29 protein-coding genes are annotated in these 21,907 nt (G+C 63.6%); 1 reads left to right on the plus strand and 28 read right to left on the minus strand.

Annotated features, from left to right (window positions below):
* Positions 1-129 precede the first annotated feature (129 nt).
* The gene (locus FIU66_RS10905) at positions 130-738 is read left to right on the plus strand and encodes a hypothetical protein (protein WP_167622723.1); all 609 of its coding nucleotides are present in this window, start codon (positions 130-132) and stop codon (positions 736-738) included.
* 2 nt (positions 739-740) lie between these two features.
* Here FIU66_RS10905 and FIU66_RS10910 read toward each other — a convergent pair whose 3' ends face one another.
* The 28 genes from FIU66_RS10910 to rpoC all read right to left on the minus strand — a co-directional run bounded on the left by FIU66_RS10910 (position 741) and on the right by rpoC (position 21,868).
* Positions 741-1,358, minus strand: a complete 618-nt coding sequence (locus FIU66_RS10910; protein WP_240544668.1) for a hypothetical protein — start codon at positions 1,356-1,358, stop codon at positions 741-743.
* A 223-nt stretch (positions 1,359-1,581) separates the two neighbouring features.
* Entirely contained in the window at positions 1,582-1,767 is a 186-nt protein-coding gene (rpmD, locus tag FIU66_RS10915) for a 50S ribosomal protein L30 (protein WP_103173018.1), read from the minus strand.
* A 12-nt stretch (positions 1,768-1,779) separates the two neighbouring features.
* Positions 1,780-2,361, minus strand: a complete 582-nt coding sequence (rpsE, locus tag FIU66_RS10920) for a 30S ribosomal protein S5 (protein ID WP_167622725.1) — start codon at positions 2,359-2,361, stop codon at positions 1,780-1,782.
* A 115-nt stretch (positions 2,362-2,476) separates the two neighbouring features.
* A complete protein-coding gene (rplR, locus tag FIU66_RS10925; RefSeq protein ID WP_167622726.1) occupies positions 2,477-2,836 on the minus strand; it encodes a 50S ribosomal protein L18 in 360 nt (119 codons plus the stop codon).
* A gap of 12 nt (positions 2,837-2,848) precedes the next feature.
* Positions 2,849-3,382 (minus strand): 50S ribosomal protein L6, encoded by a 534-nt coding sequence (gene rplF / locus FIU66_RS10930; RefSeq protein WP_167622727.1) that lies wholly within the window; start codon positions 3,380-3,382, stop codon positions 2,849-2,851.
* Positions 3,383-3,394: 12 nt separating this feature from the next.
* Positions 3,395-3,793, minus strand: a complete 399-nt coding sequence (rpsH, locus tag FIU66_RS10935) for a 30S ribosomal protein S8 (protein ID WP_103173021.1) — start codon at positions 3,791-3,793, stop codon at positions 3,395-3,397.
* A gap of 9 nt (positions 3,794-3,802) precedes the next feature.
* Positions 3,803-4,108 (minus strand): 30S ribosomal protein S14, encoded by a 306-nt coding sequence (rpsN, locus tag FIU66_RS10940; RefSeq protein ID WP_167622729.1) that lies wholly within the window; start codon positions 4,106-4,108, stop codon positions 3,803-3,805.
* Positions 4,109-4,125: 17 nt separating this feature from the next.
* The gene (rplE, locus tag FIU66_RS10945) at positions 4,126-4,686 is read right to left on the minus strand and encodes a 50S ribosomal protein L5 (protein WP_167622730.1); all 561 of its coding nucleotides are present in this window, start codon (positions 4,684-4,686) and stop codon (positions 4,126-4,128) included.
* Positions 4,686-4,991 carry a 50S ribosomal protein L24 gene (rplX, locus tag FIU66_RS10950; RefSeq protein ID WP_167622731.1) on the minus strand — a complete coding sequence of 102 codons (306 nt, stop codon included), beginning with the start codon at positions 4,989-4,991 and terminating at the stop codon, positions 4,686-4,688. Before rplX ends, rplE begins: the two co-directional genes overlap by 1 nt.
* Positions 4,991-5,359 carry a 50S ribosomal protein L14 gene (rplN, locus tag FIU66_RS10955; RefSeq protein WP_010400243.1) on the minus strand — a complete coding sequence of 123 codons (369 nt, stop codon included), beginning with the start codon at positions 5,357-5,359 and terminating at the stop codon, positions 4,991-4,993. The genes rplX and rplN overlap by 1 nt, the downstream gene beginning before the upstream one ends.
* Before the next feature lie 76 nt (positions 5,360-5,435).
* Positions 5,436-5,681 carry a 30S ribosomal protein S17 gene (rpsQ, locus tag FIU66_RS10960; RefSeq protein ID WP_103173025.1) on the minus strand — a complete coding sequence of 82 codons (246 nt, stop codon included), beginning with the start codon at positions 5,679-5,681 and terminating at the stop codon, positions 5,436-5,438.
* 12 nt (positions 5,682-5,693) lie between these two features.
* Positions 5,694-5,900, minus strand: coding sequence for a 50S ribosomal protein L29 (gene rpmC / locus FIU66_RS10965; RefSeq protein WP_167623482.1), 207 nt, complete (start codon positions 5,898-5,900; stop codon positions 5,694-5,696).
* Positions 5,901-6,098: 198 nt separating this feature from the next.
* Positions 6,099-6,512 carry a 50S ribosomal protein L16 gene (rplP, locus tag FIU66_RS10970; RefSeq protein WP_167622732.1) on the minus strand — a complete coding sequence of 138 codons (414 nt, stop codon included), beginning with the start codon at positions 6,510-6,512 and terminating at the stop codon, positions 6,099-6,101.
* A gap of 11 nt (positions 6,513-6,523) precedes the next feature.
* On the minus strand, positions 6,524-7,240 hold the full coding sequence (gene rpsC, locus FIU66_RS10975) for a 30S ribosomal protein S3 (protein ID WP_167622733.1): 717 nt from the start codon (positions 7,238-7,240) through the stop codon (positions 6,524-6,526).
* On the minus strand, positions 7,240-7,620 hold the full coding sequence (gene rplV / locus FIU66_RS10980; RefSeq protein ID WP_167622734.1) for a 50S ribosomal protein L22: 381 nt from the start codon (positions 7,618-7,620) through the stop codon (positions 7,240-7,242). Before rplV ends, rpsC begins: the two co-directional genes overlap by 1 nt.
* Before the next feature lie 5 nt (positions 7,621-7,625).
* Positions 7,626-7,904 (minus strand): 30S ribosomal protein S19, encoded by a 279-nt coding sequence (gene rpsS, locus FIU66_RS10985; RefSeq protein WP_167622735.1) that lies wholly within the window; start codon positions 7,902-7,904, stop codon positions 7,626-7,628.
* Positions 7,905-7,907: 3 nt separating this feature from the next.
* Positions 7,908-8,747 carry a 50S ribosomal protein L2 gene (gene rplB / locus FIU66_RS10990; RefSeq protein WP_167622736.1) on the minus strand — a complete coding sequence of 280 codons (840 nt, stop codon included), beginning with the start codon at positions 8,745-8,747 and terminating at the stop codon, positions 7,908-7,910.
* 93 nt (positions 8,748-8,840) lie between these two features.
* Complete coding sequence (locus FIU66_RS10995; protein ID WP_167622737.1) at positions 8,841-9,137, minus strand: 50S ribosomal protein L23; 297 nt, start codon at positions 9,135-9,137, stop codon at positions 8,841-8,843.
* Entirely contained in the window at positions 9,134-9,754 is a 621-nt protein-coding gene (gene rplD / locus FIU66_RS11000) for a 50S ribosomal protein L4 (protein ID WP_126155995.1), read from the minus strand. The genes FIU66_RS10995 and rplD overlap by 4 nt, the downstream gene beginning before the upstream one ends.
* Positions 9,754-10,611 (minus strand): 50S ribosomal protein L3, encoded by an 858-nt coding sequence (gene rplC, locus FIU66_RS11005; protein WP_167623483.1) that lies wholly within the window; start codon positions 10,609-10,611, stop codon positions 9,754-9,756. Before rplC ends, rplD begins: the two co-directional genes overlap by 1 nt.
* 10 nt (positions 10,612-10,621) lie before the next feature.
* Positions 10,622-10,930 (minus strand): 30S ribosomal protein S10, encoded by a 309-nt coding sequence (gene rpsJ, locus FIU66_RS11010; RefSeq protein ID WP_167622738.1) that lies wholly within the window; start codon positions 10,928-10,930, stop codon positions 10,622-10,624.
* 282 nt (positions 10,931-11,212) lie between these two features.
* Positions 11,213-12,388 (minus strand): elongation factor Tu, encoded by a 1,176-nt coding sequence (tuf, locus tag FIU66_RS11015; protein WP_167622739.1) that lies wholly within the window; start codon positions 12,386-12,388, stop codon positions 11,213-11,215.
* A 64-nt stretch (positions 12,389-12,452) separates the two neighbouring features.
* Positions 12,453-14,576 carry an elongation factor G gene (gene fusA / locus FIU66_RS11020; protein WP_167622740.1) on the minus strand — a complete coding sequence of 708 codons (2,124 nt, stop codon included), beginning with the start codon at positions 14,574-14,576 and terminating at the stop codon, positions 12,453-12,455.
* 18 nt (positions 14,577-14,594) lie between these two features.
* On the minus strand, positions 14,595-15,065 hold the full coding sequence (gene rpsG / locus FIU66_RS11025; RefSeq protein ID WP_167622741.1) for a 30S ribosomal protein S7: 471 nt from the start codon (positions 15,063-15,065) through the stop codon (positions 14,595-14,597).
* Positions 15,066-15,077: 12 nt separating this feature from the next.
* Entirely contained in the window at positions 15,078-15,449 is a 372-nt protein-coding gene (gene rpsL / locus FIU66_RS11030; protein ID WP_022705687.1) for a 30S ribosomal protein S12, read from the minus strand.
* A 266-nt stretch (positions 15,450-15,715) separates the two neighbouring features.
* Positions 15,716-16,537: a glycosyltransferase gene (locus FIU66_RS11035; protein ID WP_167622742.1), complete on the minus strand. Its 822-nt coding sequence runs from the start codon at positions 16,535-16,537 to the stop codon at positions 15,716-15,718.
* Positions 16,537-17,460, minus strand: a complete 924-nt coding sequence (locus tag FIU66_RS11040; protein WP_240544669.1) for a DMT family transporter — start codon at positions 17,458-17,460, stop codon at positions 16,537-16,539. Before FIU66_RS11040 ends, FIU66_RS11035 begins: the two co-directional genes overlap by 1 nt.
* Before the next feature lie 172 nt (positions 17,461-17,632).
* A complete protein-coding gene (rpoC, locus tag FIU66_RS11045) occupies positions 17,633-21,868 on the minus strand; it encodes a DNA-directed RNA polymerase subunit beta' (RefSeq protein ID WP_167622745.1) in 4,236 nt (1,411 codons plus the stop codon).
* Between the last annotated feature and the right edge of the window lie 39 nt (positions 21,869-21,907).

Consider the following 21,907-nt stretch of genomic DNA (forward strand, 5'->3'; position numbering starts at 1 on the left):
GCACCCGCGGGCGTATAGCGGCAACAGCCCCTTGGGGCAAGGCTTGGCTTTCCGACTGGACAAGCGGATGTGAGTTGCCGTGGCGGCTGGCCGGGCTATCAGGACAGGATCAGCGTCCGGACCGATTTCATGACCCGCATTGCCCTTTTCCTTGCCGCCCTGCTTCTTGCACCCCTTGCCGCCCAGGCCGAACCGACCTTCTGCACAGCCCGCATCAACGGCCGCGACGTGCCGCTGGCCTATGATACCGACGAACCGGGCCTGCGCGATCACTTCAGCCGGCGCGAGATCTTCTTCACCTCCTGGGGCCGCGACACCTGCCCCAGCTATGTCGTGCTGCGCAGCCTTACGCCTGACCTGACCGACGACGAACGTGGCCCCTTCTGCCTGCGCCACGACAAGTCGAGCGATTCGATCATCGGCTATGACCTTGGCCAACGCGATGCCTATGGCCGTTGCGAGGCGCCCGCCAGGACGGTCTGCCAGCGGGTCAACCAAACCAAGAATGCCGCCGTCGCCATCACCGGCGCTGCGGCGCGGGGCGCGATCAACGGCGCCAAGGCGCTGCCCGACGGGTCCGGGGCGGTGATCATCAGCGGTTCGCAAGGCTATATCACCGGGGCGCTGTCCTCGATTGGCGGGGCTGCGGCGGCCATGGCCTCCTCGCCCGCAATCGTCGCCGGGGCGGCGGTTTCGGTCGTGGCGGTTGGCGGCGCGGTCTATGCCTGCCAGGAATAGGATCAGAACTCCAGCCAGGTGCCGATCTTGATCGCAGGCTCGCTTGGCCCGGCCAAGGGGGCAACGAGCCCCATCTCAAGCCGCGCCGGGCCGGGGATGTCATAAACGACCGAACTGGCCAGCTTGGCCTGAAAGTCGCTGTCCTTGCGCGTTTCAAGCCGAAGCTGGTTGACGATGGCCCAGGCAGGTGTTGGGCGGATGCCAAGGGTCAGGTCCAGCTTGCCGACGATCTCGGGCGTCAGATATGCATATTCGACCTGCGTCAGCCCATCGCGCACGGTGATCTCCTCGGTCTTGCCGGCAACCTTCACGCGCGCCTCGGCCGTCATCCAGCCGCCGTCCCATGGGTCCGAAAAGCCGCGGCCCAGCATCACCGCCGCTTGGCTTAGCGGCAGGATCTCTCCGTCACGGCGGATCGCGCCAAAGCCCATCGAATAGGACAGCCGATACGGACCCTGCCCGCCGTCGAGCGACTTCTGATACCAGATCATCGCCGTCGTCTCGCCCACATCCGTATGGCCCAGTTCAAAGCCCAGAACGCGGCGGCGGGACAGACCATATTCGGCATACAAACCAAGGTGAAAGTTCTGCGCCTTGTCGTATTCCCCCGATACGGCCAAGAAAACCTGCCCCGGATCACGCGGCCAGGGGCCAGCCTGGGCAAAAGGAACCGCAACAAGCCAGACAAGGCAGGCGCAAAGAAACCGCGTCACCGTCTTCCCCATCCGGTTGCATCACGGACAGGAATAGGAGCCAGAGGTTAGGAAAGGGTTAACGCATCAAGCCGCAATGAAAAACGCCCCGGATTTCTCCGGAGCGCCTGGTATTGCCGATCCGGTCGGATCAGGCTTTTTCTTCGATGATCGTCACCAGATGCGGGATCTTGGCGACCATGCCGCGGATCGAGGGCGTATCCTCAAGTTCGCGGGTGCGGTTCATCTTGTTCAGACCCAAGCCTTTCAGCGTCTCACGCTGGATGGCGGGGCGGCGGATCGGCGAGCCGATCTGCTTGACGACGATAGTTGCCATTCGCCTGTCTCCTTACGCTTCGACGGTTTCGGCGGGGGCTTCGGCAGCAGGCTTGTTGTCCTGCGGCAGGATGTCGGCCACCTTCTTGCCGCGACGCTGCGCGACCGAACGGGGGCTGGCTTCCTTTTTCAGGCCGTCCAGCGTCGCGCGGATCATGTTGTAGGGGTTCTGCGAACCCTGCGATTTGGCCACGACGTCCTGGACGCCCAGCATCTCGAAGACAGCGCGCATCGGACCACCGGCGATGATGCCCGTGCCCGGAACGGCGGTGCGCATGATCACCTTGCCGGCGCCATGACGACCTTCGATATCGTGGTGCAGGGTGCGGCCGTCGCGCAGGGGCACGCGAACCAGCGAACGCTTGGCCTGCTCGGTTGCCTTGCGGATCGCTTCCGGCACTTCCTTGGCCTTGCCCTTGCCAAAGCCCACGCGGCCGCGCTGATCGCCGACAACGACCAGGGCTGCAAAGCCGAAGCGCTTGCCACCCTTGACGGTCTTCGACACACGGTTGATCGCGACAAGGCGATCCTGGAATTCCGGGTTTTCCTCGCGTTCTTCGCGGCGGCCGCCCCGGCGGTTTTCACGTTCTGCCATGAGGCATTCCTTGTAAGGTGGCGCTTCATTTGCGCCGGTTGCTTCAATCCAGGTGGGGCGGCCCCGAAAGACCGCCCCCCGGATCATCGGGGCGGCGCAACCGCCGCCCGCATTATCAGAACTTCAGGCCACCTTCACGGGCAGCGTCGGCCAGAGCCTTCACCTTGCCGTGGAAGATGAAGCCGCCGCGGTCAAAGACGACTTCCTCGATTCCGGCGGCTTTCGCACGCTCGGCGATCGCGGCGCCGATCTTGGCGGCGGCCTCGACGTTGTTCTTGCCGACCAGGCCAAAGTCCTTCTCAAGCGTGCTGGCCGAAGCCAGGGTCACGCCCTGCAGATCGTCGATCACCTGGACCGAGATGTTCTTGGAAGAACGGTGGACCGACAGACGCGGACGGCCGTTCGACATCGCCCGCAACTTGTTCCGCACGCGCAGGCGGCGCTTCTGGAACAGCTCTTGCTTTTTCAGTGCCATTTCATGCGCCCCTTACTTCTTCTTGCCTTCCTTGCGGAAGACGAACTCGCCCTTGTAGCGGATACCTTTGCCCTTGTAGGGCTCGGGCTTGCGCCACTCGCGGATGTTCGCAGCCACCTGACCAACAAGCTGCTGGTCGATGCCTTCCACAACGATTTCGGTCTGCTTCGGCGCCGTGATCGTCACGCCTTCCGGCGTTTCGAAGTTCACGTCATGCGAATAGCCGAGAGCCAGCTTCAGGGTCTTGCCCTGCATCGAGGCGCGATAACCCACGCCTTGGATTTCCAGCTCTTTCTTGAAGCCTTCCGACACGCCGACGGTCAGGTTCTCCACCATCGAGCGGGTCAGACCCCACTGCTGGCGGGCCCGCTTCGAGCTGCCGCGCGGCTTCACCGATACCGAACCTTCGTCCAGAACCAGATCGACGTCATCCGTCGCCGTGAAGCTGCGGGTGCCTTTCGGACCCTTCACCTCGATGGTCTGGCCCTTGATCTCGGCCGTCACGCCCTTGGGCAGAGCGACCGGCTTTTTACCAATCCGAGACATCTGCTGCCCTCCTTAGAACACGGTGCAGAGGACTTCGCCGCCGACATTGGCATTGCGAGCCGCTGCATCCGACATGACGCCCTTCGGGGTCGAGACGATGGACACGCCCAAACCCTGACGGACCTGCGGGATTTCCTTGGCGCCGGCATAAACGCGGCGGCCAGGCTTCGAGACACGCGACAGTTCCCGGATGACCGGGGTGCCGTCGTGGTATTTCAGACCGATCTCAAGCTCGGCATGGCCGGCTTCGGTGGTCACTTCTTCATAGCCGCGGATGTAACCTTCGGCTTTCAGCACGTCCAGAACCCAAGCGCGAAGCTTGGAGGCCGGGGTGCGGACGGTCGATTTGCCGCGCATCTGTGCGTTGCGGATGCGGGTCAGCATATCGCCGAGAGGATCGTTCATCGACATGTTGCCCCCTTACCAGCTGGACTTGACGAGACCGGGGATCTGACCTTGCGAGCCCAGCTCGCGCAGCATGATCCGCGACAGTTTCAGTTTGCGGTAATACGCGTGCGGCCGGCCGGTCAGTTGGCACCGGTTGTGCAGACGCGTTTCCGACGAGTTGCGCGGCAGTTCGGCCAGCTTCAGCGTAGCCTTGAACCGCTCTTCCATCGGACGGGACTGGTCGTTGATGACCTCCTTGAGGGAGGCGCGCTTGGCGGCGAATTTCGCAACCAGACGCTCGCGCTTCTTCTCGCGCTCGACCATGGATTTCTTTGCCATATCTCTTACCTCCGCGATCAGCTGTTGAAGGGCATGTTGAAATGCTTCAACAGCGCTTTCGCTTCCGCGTCGGTCGGCGCGGTGGTGCAGATGATGATGTCCATCCCCAGAACTTCGTCGACCTTGTCGAAGTTGATTTCCGGGAACACGATGTGCTCCTTCAGGCCCATGGCATAGTTGCCGCGGCCGTCGAAAGAGGTGCCCTTCACGCCGCGGAAGTCGCGGACGCGCGGCAGCGCGATGTTGATCAGGCGGTCCAGGAATTCATACATCCGGTCGCCGCGCAGGGTCACCTTGGCGCCCAGCGGCATTTCCTCGCGGACGCGGAAGCCGGCGATCGAGTTCTTCGCCTTGGTGATGACGGCCTTCTGGCCGGCGATCAGCGACAGTTCCTCGGCGCCCTGCTTCACCTTCTTGGTGTCTTTCACGGCCTCACCGATGCCCATGTTCAGGACGATCTTGTCCAGCCGCGGGATCTGCATGTCGTTCTTGTAGCCGAACTCTTCCTTGAGCGCGGCGCGAACCTGATCGCGATAGACCGCCTTCAGGCGGGGCGTGTATTGGGTTGCGTCCAGCATCAGATCACATCTCCCGTGGTCTTGGCGAAACGGACCTTCTGGTCGCCTTCCATGCGGAAACCGACGCGGGTCGCCTTGCCGTTCTTGTCCAGCAGCGCCAGGTTCGACAGGTCGATCGGCATCGCCTTCGGCGTGCGGCCGCCCTGGGTCGTCTGGGTCTGACGCTGGTGACGGATCGCGATGTTGACGCCGTCAACGATGGCCTTGTTGTCCTTGGGCATGACAGCGGTGATCTCGCCCTGCTTGCCCTTGTCCTTGCCGGCCAGCACGACGACCTTGTCGCCCTTTTTGAGCTTGGCAGCCATTACAGCACCTCCGGAGCAAGCGAGATGATCTTCATGAAGTTCTTCGCGCGCAGCTCGCGGACGACCGGCCCGAAGATACGGGTGCCGACCGGTTCGCCCTGGTTGTTCAGGATGACGGCGGCATTGCGGTCGAAGCGGATCGAGGTTCCGTCTTCGCGCTTCACTTCCTTGGCGGTCCGAACGACCACGGCCTTGCGGACGTCGCCCTTCTTGACCCGGCCCCGCGGGATGGCTTCCTTGACGGACACGACAATGATGTCGCCCACCGACGCATAGCGACGGTGCGAACCACCCAGGACCTTGATGCACTGAACCCGGCGTGCGCCGGAGTTGTCAGCAACATCCAGATTGGTCTGCATCTGGATCATTTGGTTTCTCCCGACCTTTGGGGACCGCGACACGCGGCCCCAGGGTTTCGATCATTTCTGATCTGTGATGATGGACTTACGCGGAAACCGCTTCGTCCGTCAGGACAGTCCAGCGTTTCGTCTTCGAGATCGGCGCGCATTCGACGATGCGAACGAGGTCACCGACCTTGAACTGGTTGTTCGCGTCATGCGCCCGGTATTTCTTGGACGAACGAACGGTCTTGTGCAGCAGCGGGTGCTTGAAGCGACGCTCTACCAGGACGGTGATCGTCTGTTCATTCTTGTCGCTGGTGACGCGGCCTTGCAGGATGCGTTTGGGCATGGGCCAGGCTCCTTAGTTCGAGGCCGCGGCTTCCGCCGCTTTCTGGTTCAGAATGGTCTTCACACGGGCCACGTCGCGGCGAACGGCACGCATCCGGGCGGTGCTTTCCAGTTGGCCGGTGGCCTGCTGGAAACGGAGGTTGAATGCCTCCTTCTTCAGCGCGACAAGCTGGTCCTTCAGCTGGTCGGGCGTCTTCGACGTCAAGTCCTGCGCTTTCATGCGCTTCTTCCTTTCAACATCACCGGAGAGCCCCTGCATCGCAGGGCCACCCTGATTCCCGGTGGAGTTTCATGATGAAGGCCTGCCCATACAGGCAATGCCGGCCTCGCGCAACCCTTTTTGGGTCAGAAAAGGAAAACCCCGCCAGTCACCCGGCGGGGTCTGTTCCAAGGCTGCGTGATTGCACGCCCCCCGGTCTTACCAGTCTTCGCGGGCCACGATGCGGGTCAGCACCGGCAGCTTGTTGGCGCCAAGACGCAGGGCTTCACGCGCGATTTCGTCGGACACGCCGTCGATCTCGAACATGATGCGGCCGGGATGCACGCGGGCCGCCCAGAAGTCGATCGAGCCCTTGCCCTTACCCATCCGCACTTCGGTCGGTTTCGACGAAACCGGAACGTCCGGGAAAATCCGGATCCAGACCCGGCCCTGACGCTTCATGTGGCGGGTGATCGCGCGGCGGGCCGCTTCGATCTGGCGGGCGGTGACGCGCTCGGGCTCGGTGGCCTTCAACGCGTAGGACCCGAAGTTCAGGGCAAAACCGCCCTTGGCTTCGCCGTGAATCCGGCCCTTGTGCTGTTTGCGGAACTTGGTCCGTTTCGGTTGCAGCATCTCAAGTCTCCTTAGCGCGCGTCGCGGTCACGGCGCGGACCACGCGGAGCCGGACCTTCCTGAGCCTCGGCGGCCTTGCGGTCGCGGGCCTGGGGGTCGTGCTCCATGATCTCGCCTTTGAAGATCCAGGTCTTCACCCCGATGATCCCGTAGGGAGTCGTGGCTTCGGCCAGGGCATAGTCGATGTCGGCACGCAGGGTGTGCAGGGGCACGCGGCCCTCGCGATACCACTCGGTCCGCGCGATCTCGGCGCCGCCGAGGCGGCCCGACACGTTCACGCGGATGCCCAGGGCACCCATGCGCATCGCGTTCTGCACGGCCCGCTTCATCGCGCGGCGGAACGACACCCGACGCTCGAGCTGCTGGGCGATCGATTCCGCGACCAGGGCGGCATCGACTTCCGGCTTGCGCACTTCGACGATGTTCAGGTGAACTTCCGACTTGGTGAAGTTCGCCAGCTTGTTGCGCAGCACCTCGATATCGGCGCCTTTCTTGCCGATGATCACGCCCGGACGCGCGGCATGGATCGTCACGCGGCACTTGCGGTGCGGACGCTCGATGATCACGCGGCTGATGCCGGCCTGCTTGGCTTCCGACTTGATGAAGTCCCGGATCTTCAGGTCTTCAAGCAGCAGATTGCCATAGTCCTTGTCGTCGGCGTACCAGCGGCTGTCCCAGGTGCGGTTGACCTGGAGGCGCATACCGATCGGATTGACCTTCTGGCCCATTATGCTTGCTCCTCGACTTGGCGCACCTTGATGGTGATTTCCGAAAACGGCTTCATGATCTTGCCATACCGGCCACGCGCCCGCGGACGGCCGCGCTTCATCACCAGGTTCTTGCCAACCCAGGCTTCGGCGACGATCAGGTTGTCGACGTCCAGGCCGTGGTTGTTTTCGGCATTCGCGATGGCCGACTGAAGGCATTTCTTCACGTCGCCGGCAACCCGCTTGTGCGAGAAGGTCAGGTCGGCCAGGGCCTTGTCCACCTTCTTGCCGCGGATCAGTTGCGCGACCAGGTTCAGCTTCTGCGGCGAGGTGCGAAGCATCTTGGTCTTGGCGAACGCCTCGTTCTCCGCCACGCGGCGCGGATTCGTTTCCTTACCCATGACGATTACTTCCTCTTGGCTTTCTTGTCCGCCGCGTGGCCGTAATAGGTCCGCGTGGGCGAATATTCACCGAATTTCTGGCCGATCATTTCCTCGGTCACGGCAACGGGGATGTGCTTCTGCCCGTTGTAGACGCCAAAGGTCAGGCCGACGAATTGCGGCAGGATGGTCGAACGACGCGACCAGATCTTGATGACGTCGGATTTCCCCGACTCACGGGCCTTTTCCGCCTTCTTGAGCACATAGGCGTCAACAAAGGGGCCTTTCCAGATAGAACGTGCCATAGGTCAGCGCCCCTTCTTCTTCGCGTGACGCGAACGCAAGATGTACTTGTCGGTCGCCTTGTTCGAGCGGGTCTTCTTGCCCTTGGTGTCCTTGCCCCAGGGCGTGACCGGCGTACGGCCGCCCGAGGTCCGGCCCTCACCACCACCATGCGGGTGGTCGATCGGGTTCATGGCGACGCCGCGGACGCTGGGACGGATGCCCTTGTGGCGGTTCCGGCCGGCCTTGCCGAGGTTCTGGTTCGAATGGTCCGCGTTCGACACGGCGCCGATGGTCGCCATGCATTCCTGACGGACCAGGCGCAGCTCGCCCGAGGACAGGCGGATCTGGGCATAGCCGCCGTCGCGGCCGACGAACTGGGCATAGGTGCCGGCCGAGCGCGCGATCTGGCCGCCCTTGCCGGGCTTCAGCTCGACATTGTGGACGATCGTGCCGATCGGCATGCCGCTGAAGGGCATGGCGTTGCCGGGCTTCACGTCGACCTTGGCGCCGGCGACGACCTTGTCGCCCACGGCCAGGCGCTGCGGCGCGATGATATAGGCGCGCTCGCCATCCTCATAGCCGATCAGGGCGATGAAGGCGGTGCGGTTGGGATCGTATTCGATCCGCTCGACCACGGCGGCCATGTCGAACTTGGTGCGCTTGAAATCGACGATGCGATACAGGCGCTTCGCCCCGCCGCCCTTGCGGCGCATGGTGATCCGTCCGGTGTTGTTCCGACCGCCGTTCTTGGTCAGGCCTTCAGTGAGGGCCTTGACCGGGCGACCTTTCCAAAGCTCCGAACGGTCGATCAGAACCAGCCCACGCTGGCCAGGCGTCGTCGGTTTATACGACTTCAATGCCATCTTTCTGTCTTCCGTTGCTTTGGACCAGGGTGGTCCGTTACGTCCAAAAGATCGCGGCCCCGGTTACCCAGGGCCGCAGATTCGTGCCTGCTATCAGAGTCCGGTGGACACGTCGATAGTGCTGCCCTCTTCGAGGGTGACATAGGCTTTCTTGACATCGCTGCGGCGACCCAGGATGCCCCGGAACCGCTTCTGCTTGCCCTTGGTGATAGTCGTGTTGATCGCCTTCACCTTGACGCCGAACAGGGCCTCGACCGCTTCCTTGATCTGCGGCTTGTTGGCGTCCTTGGCCACCTGAAAGACCACGCCGTTGTTCTCCGACGTCATGGTGGCTTTTTCGGTGATGATCGGCTTCACGATCACGTCGTAATGTTCAGCTTTCGCGCTCATTTCAAACGAGCCTCCAGAGCTTCGACGCCCGAACGCGTGATCACCAGGGTGTCGCGCTTCAGGATGTCATACACGTTGGCGCCCATCGACGGCAGGATGTCCACGCCTTCGATGTTGCGGGCGGCGCGGGCGAAGCCTTCGTTCACTTCGGCGCCGTCGATGACCAGCACACGCTTCCAGCCGTTTTCCTTGACGGCCTTGGCGACGGCCGCGGTCTTGGCATCAGCAAGGTTCAGGTCCTCGACGATCACCAGTTCACCCGCGGTGGCCTTGGCGGACAGCGCATGGCGCAGGCCCAGGGCACGCACCTTCTTCGGCAGGTCGAAGGCGTGCGACCGCGGGGTCGGGCCCTTGTAGACGCCGCCGTGACGGAAGATCGGCGCCTTGCGGGAACCGTGGCGGGCGCCGCCGGTGCCTTTCTGGCGATAGATCTTCTTGGTCGAATAGCTGACGTCCGACTTGCCCAGCACCGAATGGGTGCCCGCTTGCGCCTTGGCGCGCTGCCAGCGGACGACGCGCTGCAGGATGTCGCCGCGCGGCTCCAGCCCGAAGATCTCGTCGGCCAGCTCGATTTCACCGGCCTTGCCAGTGTCCAGCTTGATCACATCGAGTTTCATCACTTGTCTCCTTCGGGCGCAGCATCGCCATCCGACGCCTCGGAGGTCGAAGCCTGGGCCTCGGCCAGTGCGGCTTCCTCGGCGGCAGCGGCTTCGGCAGCGGCAGCCTGACGGGCGGCTTCCTCGGCGGCGGCGGCTTCGGCCGCAGCGGCTTCAGCAATCCGGCGGGCTTCCTCGGCGGCGGACTTCAGAGCAGCCGGGTAGATCACGTTCTCGGGCGTCGCTTTCTTCACGGCGTCCTTGATGGTGACCCAGCCACCTTTCGAACCCGGCACCGAACCCTTGACCATGATCAGGCCACGGTCGGCATCCGTGCGCACCACTTGCAGGTTCTGCGTGGTGACGCGAACGGCACCCAGGTGACCCGCCATCTTCTTGCCCTTGAACACCTTGCCGGGGTCCTGGCACTGGCCGGTCGAACCATGCGAACGGTGGCTGATCGACACGCCGTGCGAGGCGCGCAGACCGCCGAAGTTGTGGCGCTTCATGGCGCCCGCAAAGCCCTTACCGATCGAGGTGCCGGCAATGTCCACGAACTGACCCGCGAAATAGTGGTCAGCCGTGATTTCTTCACCGACATTGATCAGGTTTTCTTCGGCGACGCGGAATTCCGCGATCTTGCGCTTGGGCGCGACCGAGGCCTTGGCGAAGTGACCGCGCATCGCGGCGGTCGTGCGCTTGGCCTTGGCGACACCGGCGCCAAGCTGCACGGCCGTGTAGCCGTCGCGGGCGGCCGTGCGCTGATCGACAACCTGCAGGTTGTCCAGTTGCAGCACAGTCACCGGAACCTGACGGCCGTCTTCCAGGAACAGCCGGGTCATGCCCAGTTTCTTGGCGATAATACCAGTACGCAGCATCATCCCCTCCTTACACCTTGATCTCGACATCCACGCCAGCGGCGAGGTCGAGCTTCATCAGGGCGTCAACGGTCTGCGGGGTCGGGTCGACGATGTCCAGCAGGCGCTTGTGGGTGCGGATTTCCCACTGGTCGCGCGACTTCTTGTCGATGTGCGGACCGCGGAGAACCGTGAATTTCTCGATGTTGTTGGGCAGCGGGATCGGACCGCGGACCGTCGCGCCCGTGCGCTTGGCCGTGTTGACGATTTCCTGGGTGCTGGCTTCCAGCACGCGGTAATCGAACGCCTTGAGCCGGATGCGGATATTCTGACTTTGCATAAGTCTTCCCTCTGGCGGGGAGTTCCAGTTGAGAGGCTGACCCCGCACCGTGCGACGCCAGCATCGAACCGTATAAAAACTGCAAGGCCGCCCGATTTCAGGCGGCCAGGCGCATGGCAGGCGAATCTTCCTTGGGCGGATTCGACTGCGATGGGCGCCTATAACGCGTGCCGGGCCTGGGCGTCAAGACCGATTGCAGGCCCCCCCTCATTGCAAAAGGCCGCCTCTTTTGGAGGCGGCCCCTTGTGTTCGTGTTGCGGCGGGGTGTTCCCCGCCTGCGGCTTACTTCAGGATCTTCGAGACAACGCCGGCGCCGACGGTGCGGCCGCCTTCGCGGATGGCGAAGCGCAGCTTTTCTTCCATCGCGATCGGGGCGATCAGCTCGACCTCGAACTTCAGGTTGTCGCCCGGCATCACCATCTCGGTGCCTTCCGGCAGCTTGACGGTCCCGGTCACGTCCGTGGTGCGGAAGTAGAACTGCGGGCGGTAGTTGGCGAAGAACGGCGTGTGGCGGCCGCCTTCCTCCTTGGTCAGGATATAGGCCTCGGCTTCGAAATGGGTGTGCGGCTTGACCGAACCCGGCTTGCACAGCACCTGGCCGCGCTCGACGCCGTCACGGTCCACGCCGCGCAGCAGCGCGCCGATGTTGTCGCCGGCTTCCCCGCGGTCCAGCAGCTTGCGGAACATCTCGACGCCCGTGCAGGTGGTCTTGCGGGTGTCGCGGATGCCCACGATCTCCAGTTCGTCGCCCACGTTGACCGCGCCGCGCTCGACCCGGCCGGTGACAACCGTGCCGCGGCCCGAGATCGAGAACACGTCCTCGATCGGCATCAGGAAGGGCTGGTCGATCGCGCGCTCGGGCGTCGGGATGTATTCGTCCACCGCAGCGATCAGCGCGCGGATCGAGTTCTCGCCGATCTCGGGATCGCGGCCTTCCATCGCGGCCAGGGCCGAGCCCTTGATGATCGGGATGTCGTCGCCCGGATAGTCGTAGGACGACAGAAGCTCGCGCACTTCCATCTCGACCAGTTCCAGCAGTTCCTCGTCATCGACCTGGTCGACCTTGTTGAGGTAGACGACCATGTAGGGGATGCCCACCTGGCGGCCCAGCAGGATGTGCTCGCGCGTTTGCGGCATCGGGCCGTCGGCGGCGTTCACCACCAGGATCGCGCCGTCCATCTGCGCCGCACCGGTGATCATGTTCTTCACGTAGTCGGCGTGGCCCGGGCAGTCGACATGCGCATAGTGGCGCGCGTCCGATTCGTATTCCACATGCGCCGTCGAGATCGTGATCCCGCGGGCCCGCTCTTCCGGCGCGCCGTCGATCTGGTCATAGGCGCGGAATTCGCCGAAATATTTCGTGATCGCAGCCGTCAGCGTCGTCTTGCCGTGGTCGACGTGACCAATCGTGCCAATGTTGACGTGCGGTTTCGTCCGTTCAAACTTTGCCTTTGCCATAGCGCAGGGCTCCTTGATTCATCGTTGTCGTGGAACGGGCGGGACTTTCGCCCCGCCCCGCCGATCAGGCGTATTTCTTCTGGATCTCGTCCGATATGTTCTGCGGCACGGCCTCGTAATGGTCGAACAGCATCGTGAACACCGCGCGGCCCGAGGACATGGAGCGCAGGTTGTTGATGTAGCCGAACATGTTGGCCAGCGGCACGAAGGCGTCGATGACGTTCGCGTTGCCGCGGCTGTCCTGCCCGCGAACCATCCCGCGACGGCTGGTCAGGTCGCCGATGATCGAGCCGGTATATTCTTCCGGAGTCACGACCTCGACCTTCATGATCGGTTCCAGCAGCTTCGCGCCGGCCTTGCGCAGACCTTCACGCATCGCGGCGCGGGCGGCGATCTCGAATGCCAGGACCGAGGAGTCAACGTCGTGGAACGCACCGTCCGTCAGGGCGACCTTGAAATCGATCACCGGGAAGCCAGCCAGCGGGCCCGAGTCCATGACGGACTTGATGCCTTTTTCAACGCCGGGGATGTATTCCTTCGGAACCGCGCCACCCACGATCTTGGATTCGAACGAGTAGCCCTCGCCCGGCTCGGTCGGGGTGATCGTCAGCTTCACGCGCGCGAATTGGCCGGTACCGCCAGTCTGTTTCTTGTGCGTGTAGTCGATCTCGGCCTGCTGCGAGATGGTCTCGCGGTAAGCCACCTGCGGTGCGCCGATGTTCGCCTCGACCTTGAACTCGCGCTTCATGCGGTCGACCAGGATGTCGAGGTGAAGTTCGCCCATCCCCTTCATGATCGTCTGGCCCGATTCCAGGTCTGTCTCGACGCGGAAGGACGGGTCCTCAGCCGACAGGCGCTGAAGGGCAAGGCCCATCTTCTCCTGGTCGGCTTTCGACTTCGGCTCGACCGCGATCTCGATCACCGGTTCGGGGAAGGTCATCGTTTCCAGAACGACGGGGCTGGCGGGATCGCACAGCGTGTCGCCCGTGGTCGTGTCCTTCAGGCCGGCCAGCGCGATGATGTCGCCTGCAAAGGCTTCCTCGATTTCCTCGCGGTTGATCGAGTGCATCATCATCATGCGGCCGACGCGCTCGCGCTTGCCCTTGGTGGCGTTCAGCATCTGATCGCCCTTCTTCAGGACGCCGGAATAGATGCGCGTAAAGGTCAGCGAGCCGACGAAGGGGTCGTTCATGATCTTGAACGCCAGACCCGAGAAGGGCTGCGCGTCATCGGCACGACGCTCGATGTTGCGGGTCTCGGTCTCGTCGCCCGGCGTGAAGCCCATATAGGCGGGCACGTCCAGCGGCGAAGGCAGGAAGTCGATGACCGAGTTCAGCAGGGGCTGCACGCCCTTGTTCTTGAACGCGGAACCGGCAGTCACCGGGAAGAAGGACAGCGACAGCGTGCCCTTGCGGATCAGGCTGCGCAGGGTCGCCTCGTCGGGCTCGTTGCCTTCAAGATAGGCTTCCATCGCGGCGTCGTCCTGCTCGACCACGAGTTCCAGCAGGTTGGTGCGCCATTCGTCGGCCAGGTCCTTCAGGTCGTCGCGGATCGGCTGGCGAACCCAGGACGCGCCCAGATCCTCGCCCTTCCAGACCCATTCTTCCATCTTCACCAGGTCGATGATGCCTTCCAGCTGGTCCTCGGCGCCGATCGGCAGGGCGATCGGGCACGGGGTACCGCCGGTGCGGTCCTTGATCATGCGCACGCAGTTGAAGAAGTCGGCACCGATCTTGTCCATCTTGTTGACGAAGACGATCCGCGGAACCTTGTAGCGGTCGGCCTGACGCCACACGGTCTCGGTCTGCGGCTCGACGCCGGCGTTGGCGTCCAGAAGGCAGATCGCACCGTCCAGAACGGCCAGCGAGCGTTCCACCTCGATGGTGAAGTCCACGTGGCCCGGCGTGTCGATGATGTTGAAGCGGTACTTGGTGTCCGAAGTCCCTTCGGTGGTCGGGTCTTCCTGACGCTGCCAGAACGTGGTGGTCGCGGCAGACGTGATCGTGATGCCGCGTTCCTGTTCCTGCTCCATCCAGTCCATGGTCGCGGCGCCGTCATGCACTTCGCCGATCTTGTGCGACTTGCCGGTGTAGTAAAGGATACGCTCGGTCGTTGTCGTCTTGCCGGCATCGATGTGGGCCATGATGCCGAAGTTGCGGTAACGCTGCAGCGGATATTCGCGTGCCATGGGTCGGATCCTTTCGCCTTACCAGCGGTAGTGGCTGAACGCCTTGTTCGCGTCGGCCATCTTGTGCGTGTCTTCGCGCTTCTTGACGGCGGTGCCGCGGCCGTTCACGGCATCGGCCAGTTCGCCAGCAAGACGCTCTTCCATGGTGTTCTCGTTGCGCTTCTTGGACGCATCGATCAGCCAGCGGATCGCCAGGGCTTCGCGGCGGGTCGGGCGAACCTCGACCGGGACCTGGTAGGTGGCGCCGCCGACGCGGCGCGAACGCACCTCGACCGAGGGCTTCACGTTGTCCAGGGCTTCGTGGAAGACCTCGATCGGCTCGCGCTTCAGGCGGGCCTGGACGCGGTCCAGGGCCGAATAGACGATGCGCTCGGCGACGGATTTCTTGCCGTCAACCATCAGGTTGTTCATGAATTTGGTCAGCACGCGATCGCCAAATTTGGCGTCGGGCAGGACTTCGCGCTTTTCAGCGGCGTGACGACGGGACATTGATGCCTCTCCTTACTTCGGACGCTTCGCGCCGTATTTCGAACGACGCTGGCGACGATCCTTGACGCCCTGGGTATCCAGCACACCACGCAGGATGTGGTAACGGACACCCGGAAGGTCTTTCACGCGGCCGCCGCGGATCAGCACGACGCTGTGTTCCTGCAGGTTGTGCTTTTCGCCCGGGATGTAGGAGATGACCTCGAAGCCATTCGTCAGGCGGACCTTGGCCACCTTACGCATAGCGGAGTTCGGTTTCTTCGGCGTCGTGGTATAGACGCGCGTGCAGACGCCGCGCTTCTGCGGGCAGCCCTGAAGGTGCTGCGACTTCGAGCGCTGCACTTTCGGCTGCCGCGGTTTGCGGATCAGCTGTTGGATCGTCGGCATTCGGTTCCCCGTCTTGCTCTGTCAATACTCGCAGCAGGTCTGCTGCGCCGCTTCTCGACGGCATTTCGCGCGAATCGCGAAATGCCAAACCCATCCTTCCCCGGAATCCGGGGTGGAGGGGAAATATTCCAGAGGATCGAGGCAGTTAAAGGCCCGGATCGTGACCACGAAAGGTTCTGGCCCCCGCGCGGTTTCCCGTCGGGTGTGCGGCGTATAGGCGGAATCGCCCAAGCTGTCAACACGACCCCGCCCCCGTCACGCCGTCGTCACGCACCCGCAAGACGCTGCGCCAGCCCCTCCAGGTCCTTTCGGGCAAGGCCGAACCGGGCCGACAGTTGCCGGTCAAGCGCGTCCGGCGCGATCTCCCACGGGATGCCCGGTCCGATGTCGCCCGAGTCGCTGTCGCCGTGGATGCCGCGCAGGAACATCAGCGGCCGCGTGACGGCCACGCCGGGCATCCACAGGGGCAGCTTGGTGTGGTTGAAATGCAGCGCGGTCTTTCCTTCGTCCGGGCGCAGGAAGATGGTCAGCGCCACGCCCATGTTGTGGGCGATGCGCGGCACGAAGCGGACGCTTCCCGCCCCCACCTGCATCATCAGCCCGCGCGAATGATCCAGCGACAGCCGCCCCTCTGCTTGCCACAGGCCCCGGACCTGCGCGAAATCCGCCTTGGCGCGGGCGATGTAGTCCAGGGCCACCGCGTCGTCGTCGTCGTGACGGAAATGTCCGATCACTTCGGCCGCCGGGTCGATATGGGGCGCGATGGCGGCCTCGCAGGCCTCCAGATGCCGCTCCATCGGCGGGACCAGTTCAAGCCGAAGCTGCGGATGGCGGGCGGCAAGGTCGCGCAGGTTCGACAGCCAGGGCTGCGGCAGGTCGGGGCCGGTCATCAGAACCAGGGTAAAGTCCGGATCCGTCTGCGCCAGCCAGCCGGGCAGCGCCACCGTCCGCAGCCACAGCCAGCGGCGCGCAAGGCGGGCAGGATCGTAAAGAAAGGCCCGGCGTTCCTCGATGGTCGCGTGGTGGCGCTGATAGCCGCGCAGGCCCAGATAGGAAAACCGGCACAGGCCCAGCATCTGCACCCGCATCAGCGCGTCTTGCCCAGCTGCGCCTCGCGCCAGATGGTATAGATGCCGGCCGCCACGACCAGCGCCGACCCGGCCAATGTCCAAAGGTCGGGCCATTCGCCGAAGACGATCAGGCCCATCGCGATGGCAACCAGCAGCGAGGTATAGCGGAAGGGCGCCACATAGGACATCTCGCCCACCCGCATCGAGGCGACGGCGCTGACATAGCCGACGGTCAGGAAGGCGCTGCCCATCAGAAGCAGCAGGACCTGGGACAGGCTGGGCATGACCCAGCCCTGGACCAGGCTGATGACAAGGCCGACGAGTGTCACCGCCGCCGCGGCGTAAAAGGCGATCGTGGCCGAGGTGATGTTGCCGCCGAAGCTCCGGGTGGCAAGGTCACGCAATGCGACCATGCCCATTGCAGCCACGGCGACGATGGCCCAGACGTCGAAGACATCGCCCCCGGGCCGGAGGATCAGAAGCACGCCCAGGAAGCCCGCGACGACCGCGCCGACGCGGCGCCAGCCAAGGGTTTCACCGAAGAACAGCGCGGCCGCCACCATCACCACAAGCGGCAGCGCCTGCATGATCGCGGATAGGTTGCCCATCGCCATATGCTGCAGCGCATTCAGAAACAGCAGGGTCGAGGCGATTTCTCCGATCGAGCGCCAGATCATCGGACGGCGCGCGTCGCGCGGTATGCGCAGGTGCAGCCCACCAAGGCGCGGGGACACGGCAGCAATGGCGATCATCACGAACAGGCCCCGCAGCGTAACGGCCTGATAAAGCGGCAGGTTCTGCGCCACGAATTTCATCACCGTGTCATTCAACCCAAAGGCCACCATGCACAGCGTCATGATCGTCGCGCCGCGCAGGTTGTCGCCCGGCTGATGCGTCAGCGGCCTGACCGAGGCAGGCCGGACGCGACGGATCGGGGACATGATGGGGGTGCGCATGACTGAATCGCCAAGGGGAACGGTCTTTCCGGGTTAGGCATTGCCACCCGTCCCGGCAAGCAGTTTTTGCAGGATACGCAAAGCACCCGCACAAGCAGGACCCTTCAAGCAAAAGGCCCGGCAATGCCGGGCCTTTCGCGGTTCTGTCGGAAGGCGATTACTCGTCGCCGCCCGTTTCGGCCCGATCGGCGACCCGGTCAGATGCAACCTCGTCCATCGCAGGCGCGATCAGGGCGGCGGCAGCTTCGGCCTCGGCCCGACGGGCTTCGATCACCTGGTTGTCCCGCTCGGTCGCGATGCGGCGCACCCGTGCGGTGGCGCCGCCCGTGCCGGCCGGGATCAGGCGGCCGACGATGACGTTCTCCTTCAGGCCAAGCAGCTTGTCGCGCTTGCCCTGAACGGCCGCCTCGGTCAGCACGCGGGTCGTTTCCTGGAACGATGCGGCCGAGATGAAGCTGCGGGTCTGCAGCGACGCCTTGGTGATGCCCAGAAGCACGGGTTCCCCCTGCGCCGGACGGCCACCGCGGGCCTCGATCTTGGCGTTCTCTTCCTCGAACTCGTCGCGCTCGACATGCTCGCCCTTCAGCAGCGTGGTGTCGCCGCTGTCGGTGATCTCGATCTTCTGCAGCATCTGGCGGACGATCACCTCGATGTGCTTGTCGTTGATCTTCACGCCCTGCAGTCGATAGACGTCCTGAACCTCGTCGATCAGGTAGTCCGCAAGCGCCTCGATCCCCATGATCCGCAGGATGTCGTGCGGGGCCGGGTTGCCGTCCATGATGTAGTCACCCTTCTGCACGAAGTCGCCTTCCTGCACCGGGATGTGCTTGCCTTTCGGCACCATGTATTCAACCGCGGTCGCGCCGTCTTCCGACGGCTCGATGGTGATGCGGCGCTTGTTCTTGTAGTCCTTGCCGAAGCGGACATAGCCGTCGATCTCGGCGATGATCGCGTGGTCCTTGGGACGACGGGCCTCGAACAGTTCGGCCACGCGGGGAAGACCCCCGGTGATGTCCTTGGTCCGTGCACCTTCCCGCGGAATACGCGCCACCACGTCGCCCGCACGGATTTCCTGCTGGTCCTCGACCGACAGGATCGCGTCCACCGACATCGGATAGCTGATCGGGTTGCCCTGTTCGTTGCGCACCGGCTCGCCGTTCTCATCCATGATGATGATCTCGGGCTTCAGGTCGTTGCCTTTCGGCGCGGAACGCCAATCGGTCACGATCTTCTGCGTCATGCCGGTCGCGTCGTCCGTCTCGTCGCGGACGGAGATCCCCGAGAGAAGGTCGACGAACTTCGTGATGCCCGCCTTTTCGGCGATGATCGGCAGGGTATAGGGATCCCATTCGAACAGCTTGGCGCCACGGATGACACGCTCGCCTTCCTTCACGAACAGCTTCGAGCCGTAGAACAGCTTGTGGCTGGCGCGTTCCTGGCCCTGGTCATCCAGGATCAGCAACTGCATGTTGCGCGACATCACGACCTGTTCGCCATTGGCGTTGGCCAGGATGTTTTCGTTGCGGAACTGGACCGTACCCTCGTGAGAGGCGGCCTGGAACGACTGCTGCCCACCTTGCGCGATGCCGCCGATGTGGAAGGTCCGCATCGTCAGCTGGGTGCCCGGTTCGCCGATCGACTGGGCTGCGATGATGCCCACCGCCTCGCCGATGTTGACCAGCGTGCCGCGTGCCAGGTCGCGGCCATAGCACAGCGCGCAGACGCCGTCCTCGGACTCGCAGGTCAGGGCCGAACGGATGCGCACGGTCTGCACGCCCGCCTGCTCGATGGCATCGGCCTTGCGCTCGTCGATCACCTCGTTGGCGCGGACGATGATCTCGTCCTCGCCCGGCACCAGCACGTCCTCGGCCGCGGTCCGGCCCAGCACGCGTTCGGACAGCGGGCTGATGACCTCGCCGTCGTTCACGGCAGCGGATGCCGTGATGGCCTGCTCGGTGCCGCAGTCGTGTTCGCGGATGATGCAGTCCTGCGCCACGTCCACCAGGCGGCGGGTCAGGTAGCCCGAGTTCGCCGTCTTCAACGCCGTGTCCGACAGACCCTTCCGGGCGCCGTGGGTCGAGTTGAAGTATTCAAGAACGGTCAGACCCTCCTTGAAGTTCGAGATGATCGGCGTCTCGATGATCTCGCCCGAGGGCTTGGCCATCAACCCGCGCATCCCGCCCAGCTGCTTCATCTGGTTGGTCGAACCCCGCGCACCGGAATGCGCCATCATGTAGACCGAGTTCGGCTCCATCTCGGCACCGTTCTCGTCCTTCTTGGTGGCCGAGATGGTGGACATCATGGCCTCGGTGACGCGGTCGTTGCACTTCGACCAGGCGTCCACGACCTTGTTGTACTTCTCGCCCTGGGTGATCAGGCCGTCGAGATACTGCTGCTCGAACTCCTTCACCTGTTCCTGGACTTCCTCGACGATGGACCACTTGTTGTCGGGCACCACCATGTCGTCCTTGCCGAAGCTGATGCCGGCACGGAACGCCTCGCGGAAGCCGAGGCCCATGATCTGGTCGCAGAAGATCACCGATTCCTTCTGCCCGCAGTAGCGGTAGACGGTGTCGATGACGTGCTGCACGTCCTTCTTGCGCAGCAGCCGGTTGACCAGCTCGAAGGGCGCCTTGGCGTTCATCGGCAGCAGCGCACCCAGCCGGACGCGGCCCGGCGTGGTTTCGAACCGCTTGATGACCTCGTTGCCGTTCTCGTCGATCTGCTTGATGCGCGCGGTGATCTTGGCGTGCAGATGCACCTCGCCTGCGGCAAGGGCATGTTCCACCTCGTTCACGTTGGCGAAGGCCATGCCCTCGCCCTTCATTCCGTCGCGCTGCATCGAGACATAATACAGGCCCAGAACCATATCCTGGGACGGCACGATGATCGGCGCGCCGTTGGCGGGCGACAGCACGTTGTTCGTCGACATCATCAGGACGCGCGCTTCCAACTGCGCTTCCAGCGACAGCGGAACGTGGACGGCCATCTGGTCGCCGTCGAAGTCGGCGTTGAAGGCCGAGCAGACCAGCGGGTGAAGCTGGATCGCCTTGCCCTCGATCAGGATCGGCTCGAAAGCCTGGATGCCCAGGCGGTGCAGCGTCGGCGCACGGTTCAGCAGAACCGGATGCTCGCGGATCACCTCGTCCAGGATGTCCCAGACCTCGGGGCGTTCCTTTTCGACCAGCTTCTTGGCCTGCTTGACGGTGGACGACAGGCCCTTCGCCTCAAGCCGCGAATAGATGAACGGCTTGAACAGTTCCAAGGCCATCTTCTTCGGCAGACCGCACTGGTGCAGCTTCAGTTCCGGCCCGGTCACGATGACCGAACGGCCCGAGAAGTCCACGCGCTTGCCCAGAAGGTTCTGGCGGAAGCGGCCCTGCTTGCCCTTCAGCATGTCCGACAGCGACTTCAGCGGGCGACGGTTGTTGCCCGTGATGACGCGGCCGCGACGGCCGTTGTCGAACAGCGCATCGACCGATTCCTGCAGCATCCGCTTTTCGTTGCGCACGATGATGTCGGGCGCACGAAGCTCGATCAGGCGCTTCAGGCGGTTGTTGCGGTTGATGACCCGGCGATACAGGTCGTTCAGGTCGGACGTGGCGAAGCGGCCGCCGTCCAGCGGAACCAGCGGGCGCAGTTCCGGCGGGATGACCGGGATCACGGTCAGCACCATCCATTCCGGACGGTTGCCGGATTCCAGGAAGCTTTCGACGATCTTCAGGCGCTTGATGATCTTCTTGGGCTTCAGTTCGCCGGTGGCTTCCTTCAGATCCTCGCGAAGCTGTTCAGCGGTCGAGGCCAGGTCGATATTGGCCAGCATCGCGCGGATCGCCTCGGCGCCGATATCGGCGCTGAACGCGTCCGAACCATATTGGTCCTGCGCATCGAGGAATTCTTCCTCGGTCAGCAGCTGACCATAGGTCAGGTCGGTCAGGCCCGGTTCGATGACGACGTAGTTCTCGAAATACAGGATCCGTTCCAGATCTCGCAGCGTCATGTCCAGCATCAGGCCGATGCGGGACGGCAGCGACTTCAGGAACCAGATATGCGCGACGGGCGCGGCCAGTTCGATATGGCCCATCCGCTCGCGGCGGACCTTCTGCAGGGTCACTTCCACGCCGCATTTCTCGCAGACGAGGCCGCGATACTTCATGCGCTTGTACTTGCCGCACAGGCATTCGTAGTCCTTGATCGGACCGAAGATGCGCGCGCAGAACAGGCCGTCACGCTCGGGCTTGAACGTGCGGTAGTTGATGGTTTCGGGCTTCTTCACCTCGCCATAGGACCAGGCGAGGATTTCCTCGGGCGAGGCCAGCGAGATCTTGATTTCGTCGAACTGCCGCGGCGGGGCCAGCGGGTTCAGGGGATTGGTGGCGAGTTCCTGGTTCATTCTTTTTTCCTAATGAAAGGGCGCGGGGGAGAGACGGTG

The sequence above is a fragment of the Paracoccus sp. AK26 genome, assembly GCF_011801365.1.
In the GTDB taxonomy this organism is placed as follows: domain Bacteria; phylum Pseudomonadota; class Alphaproteobacteria; order Rhodobacterales; family Rhodobacteraceae; genus Paracoccus; species Paracoccus aerius.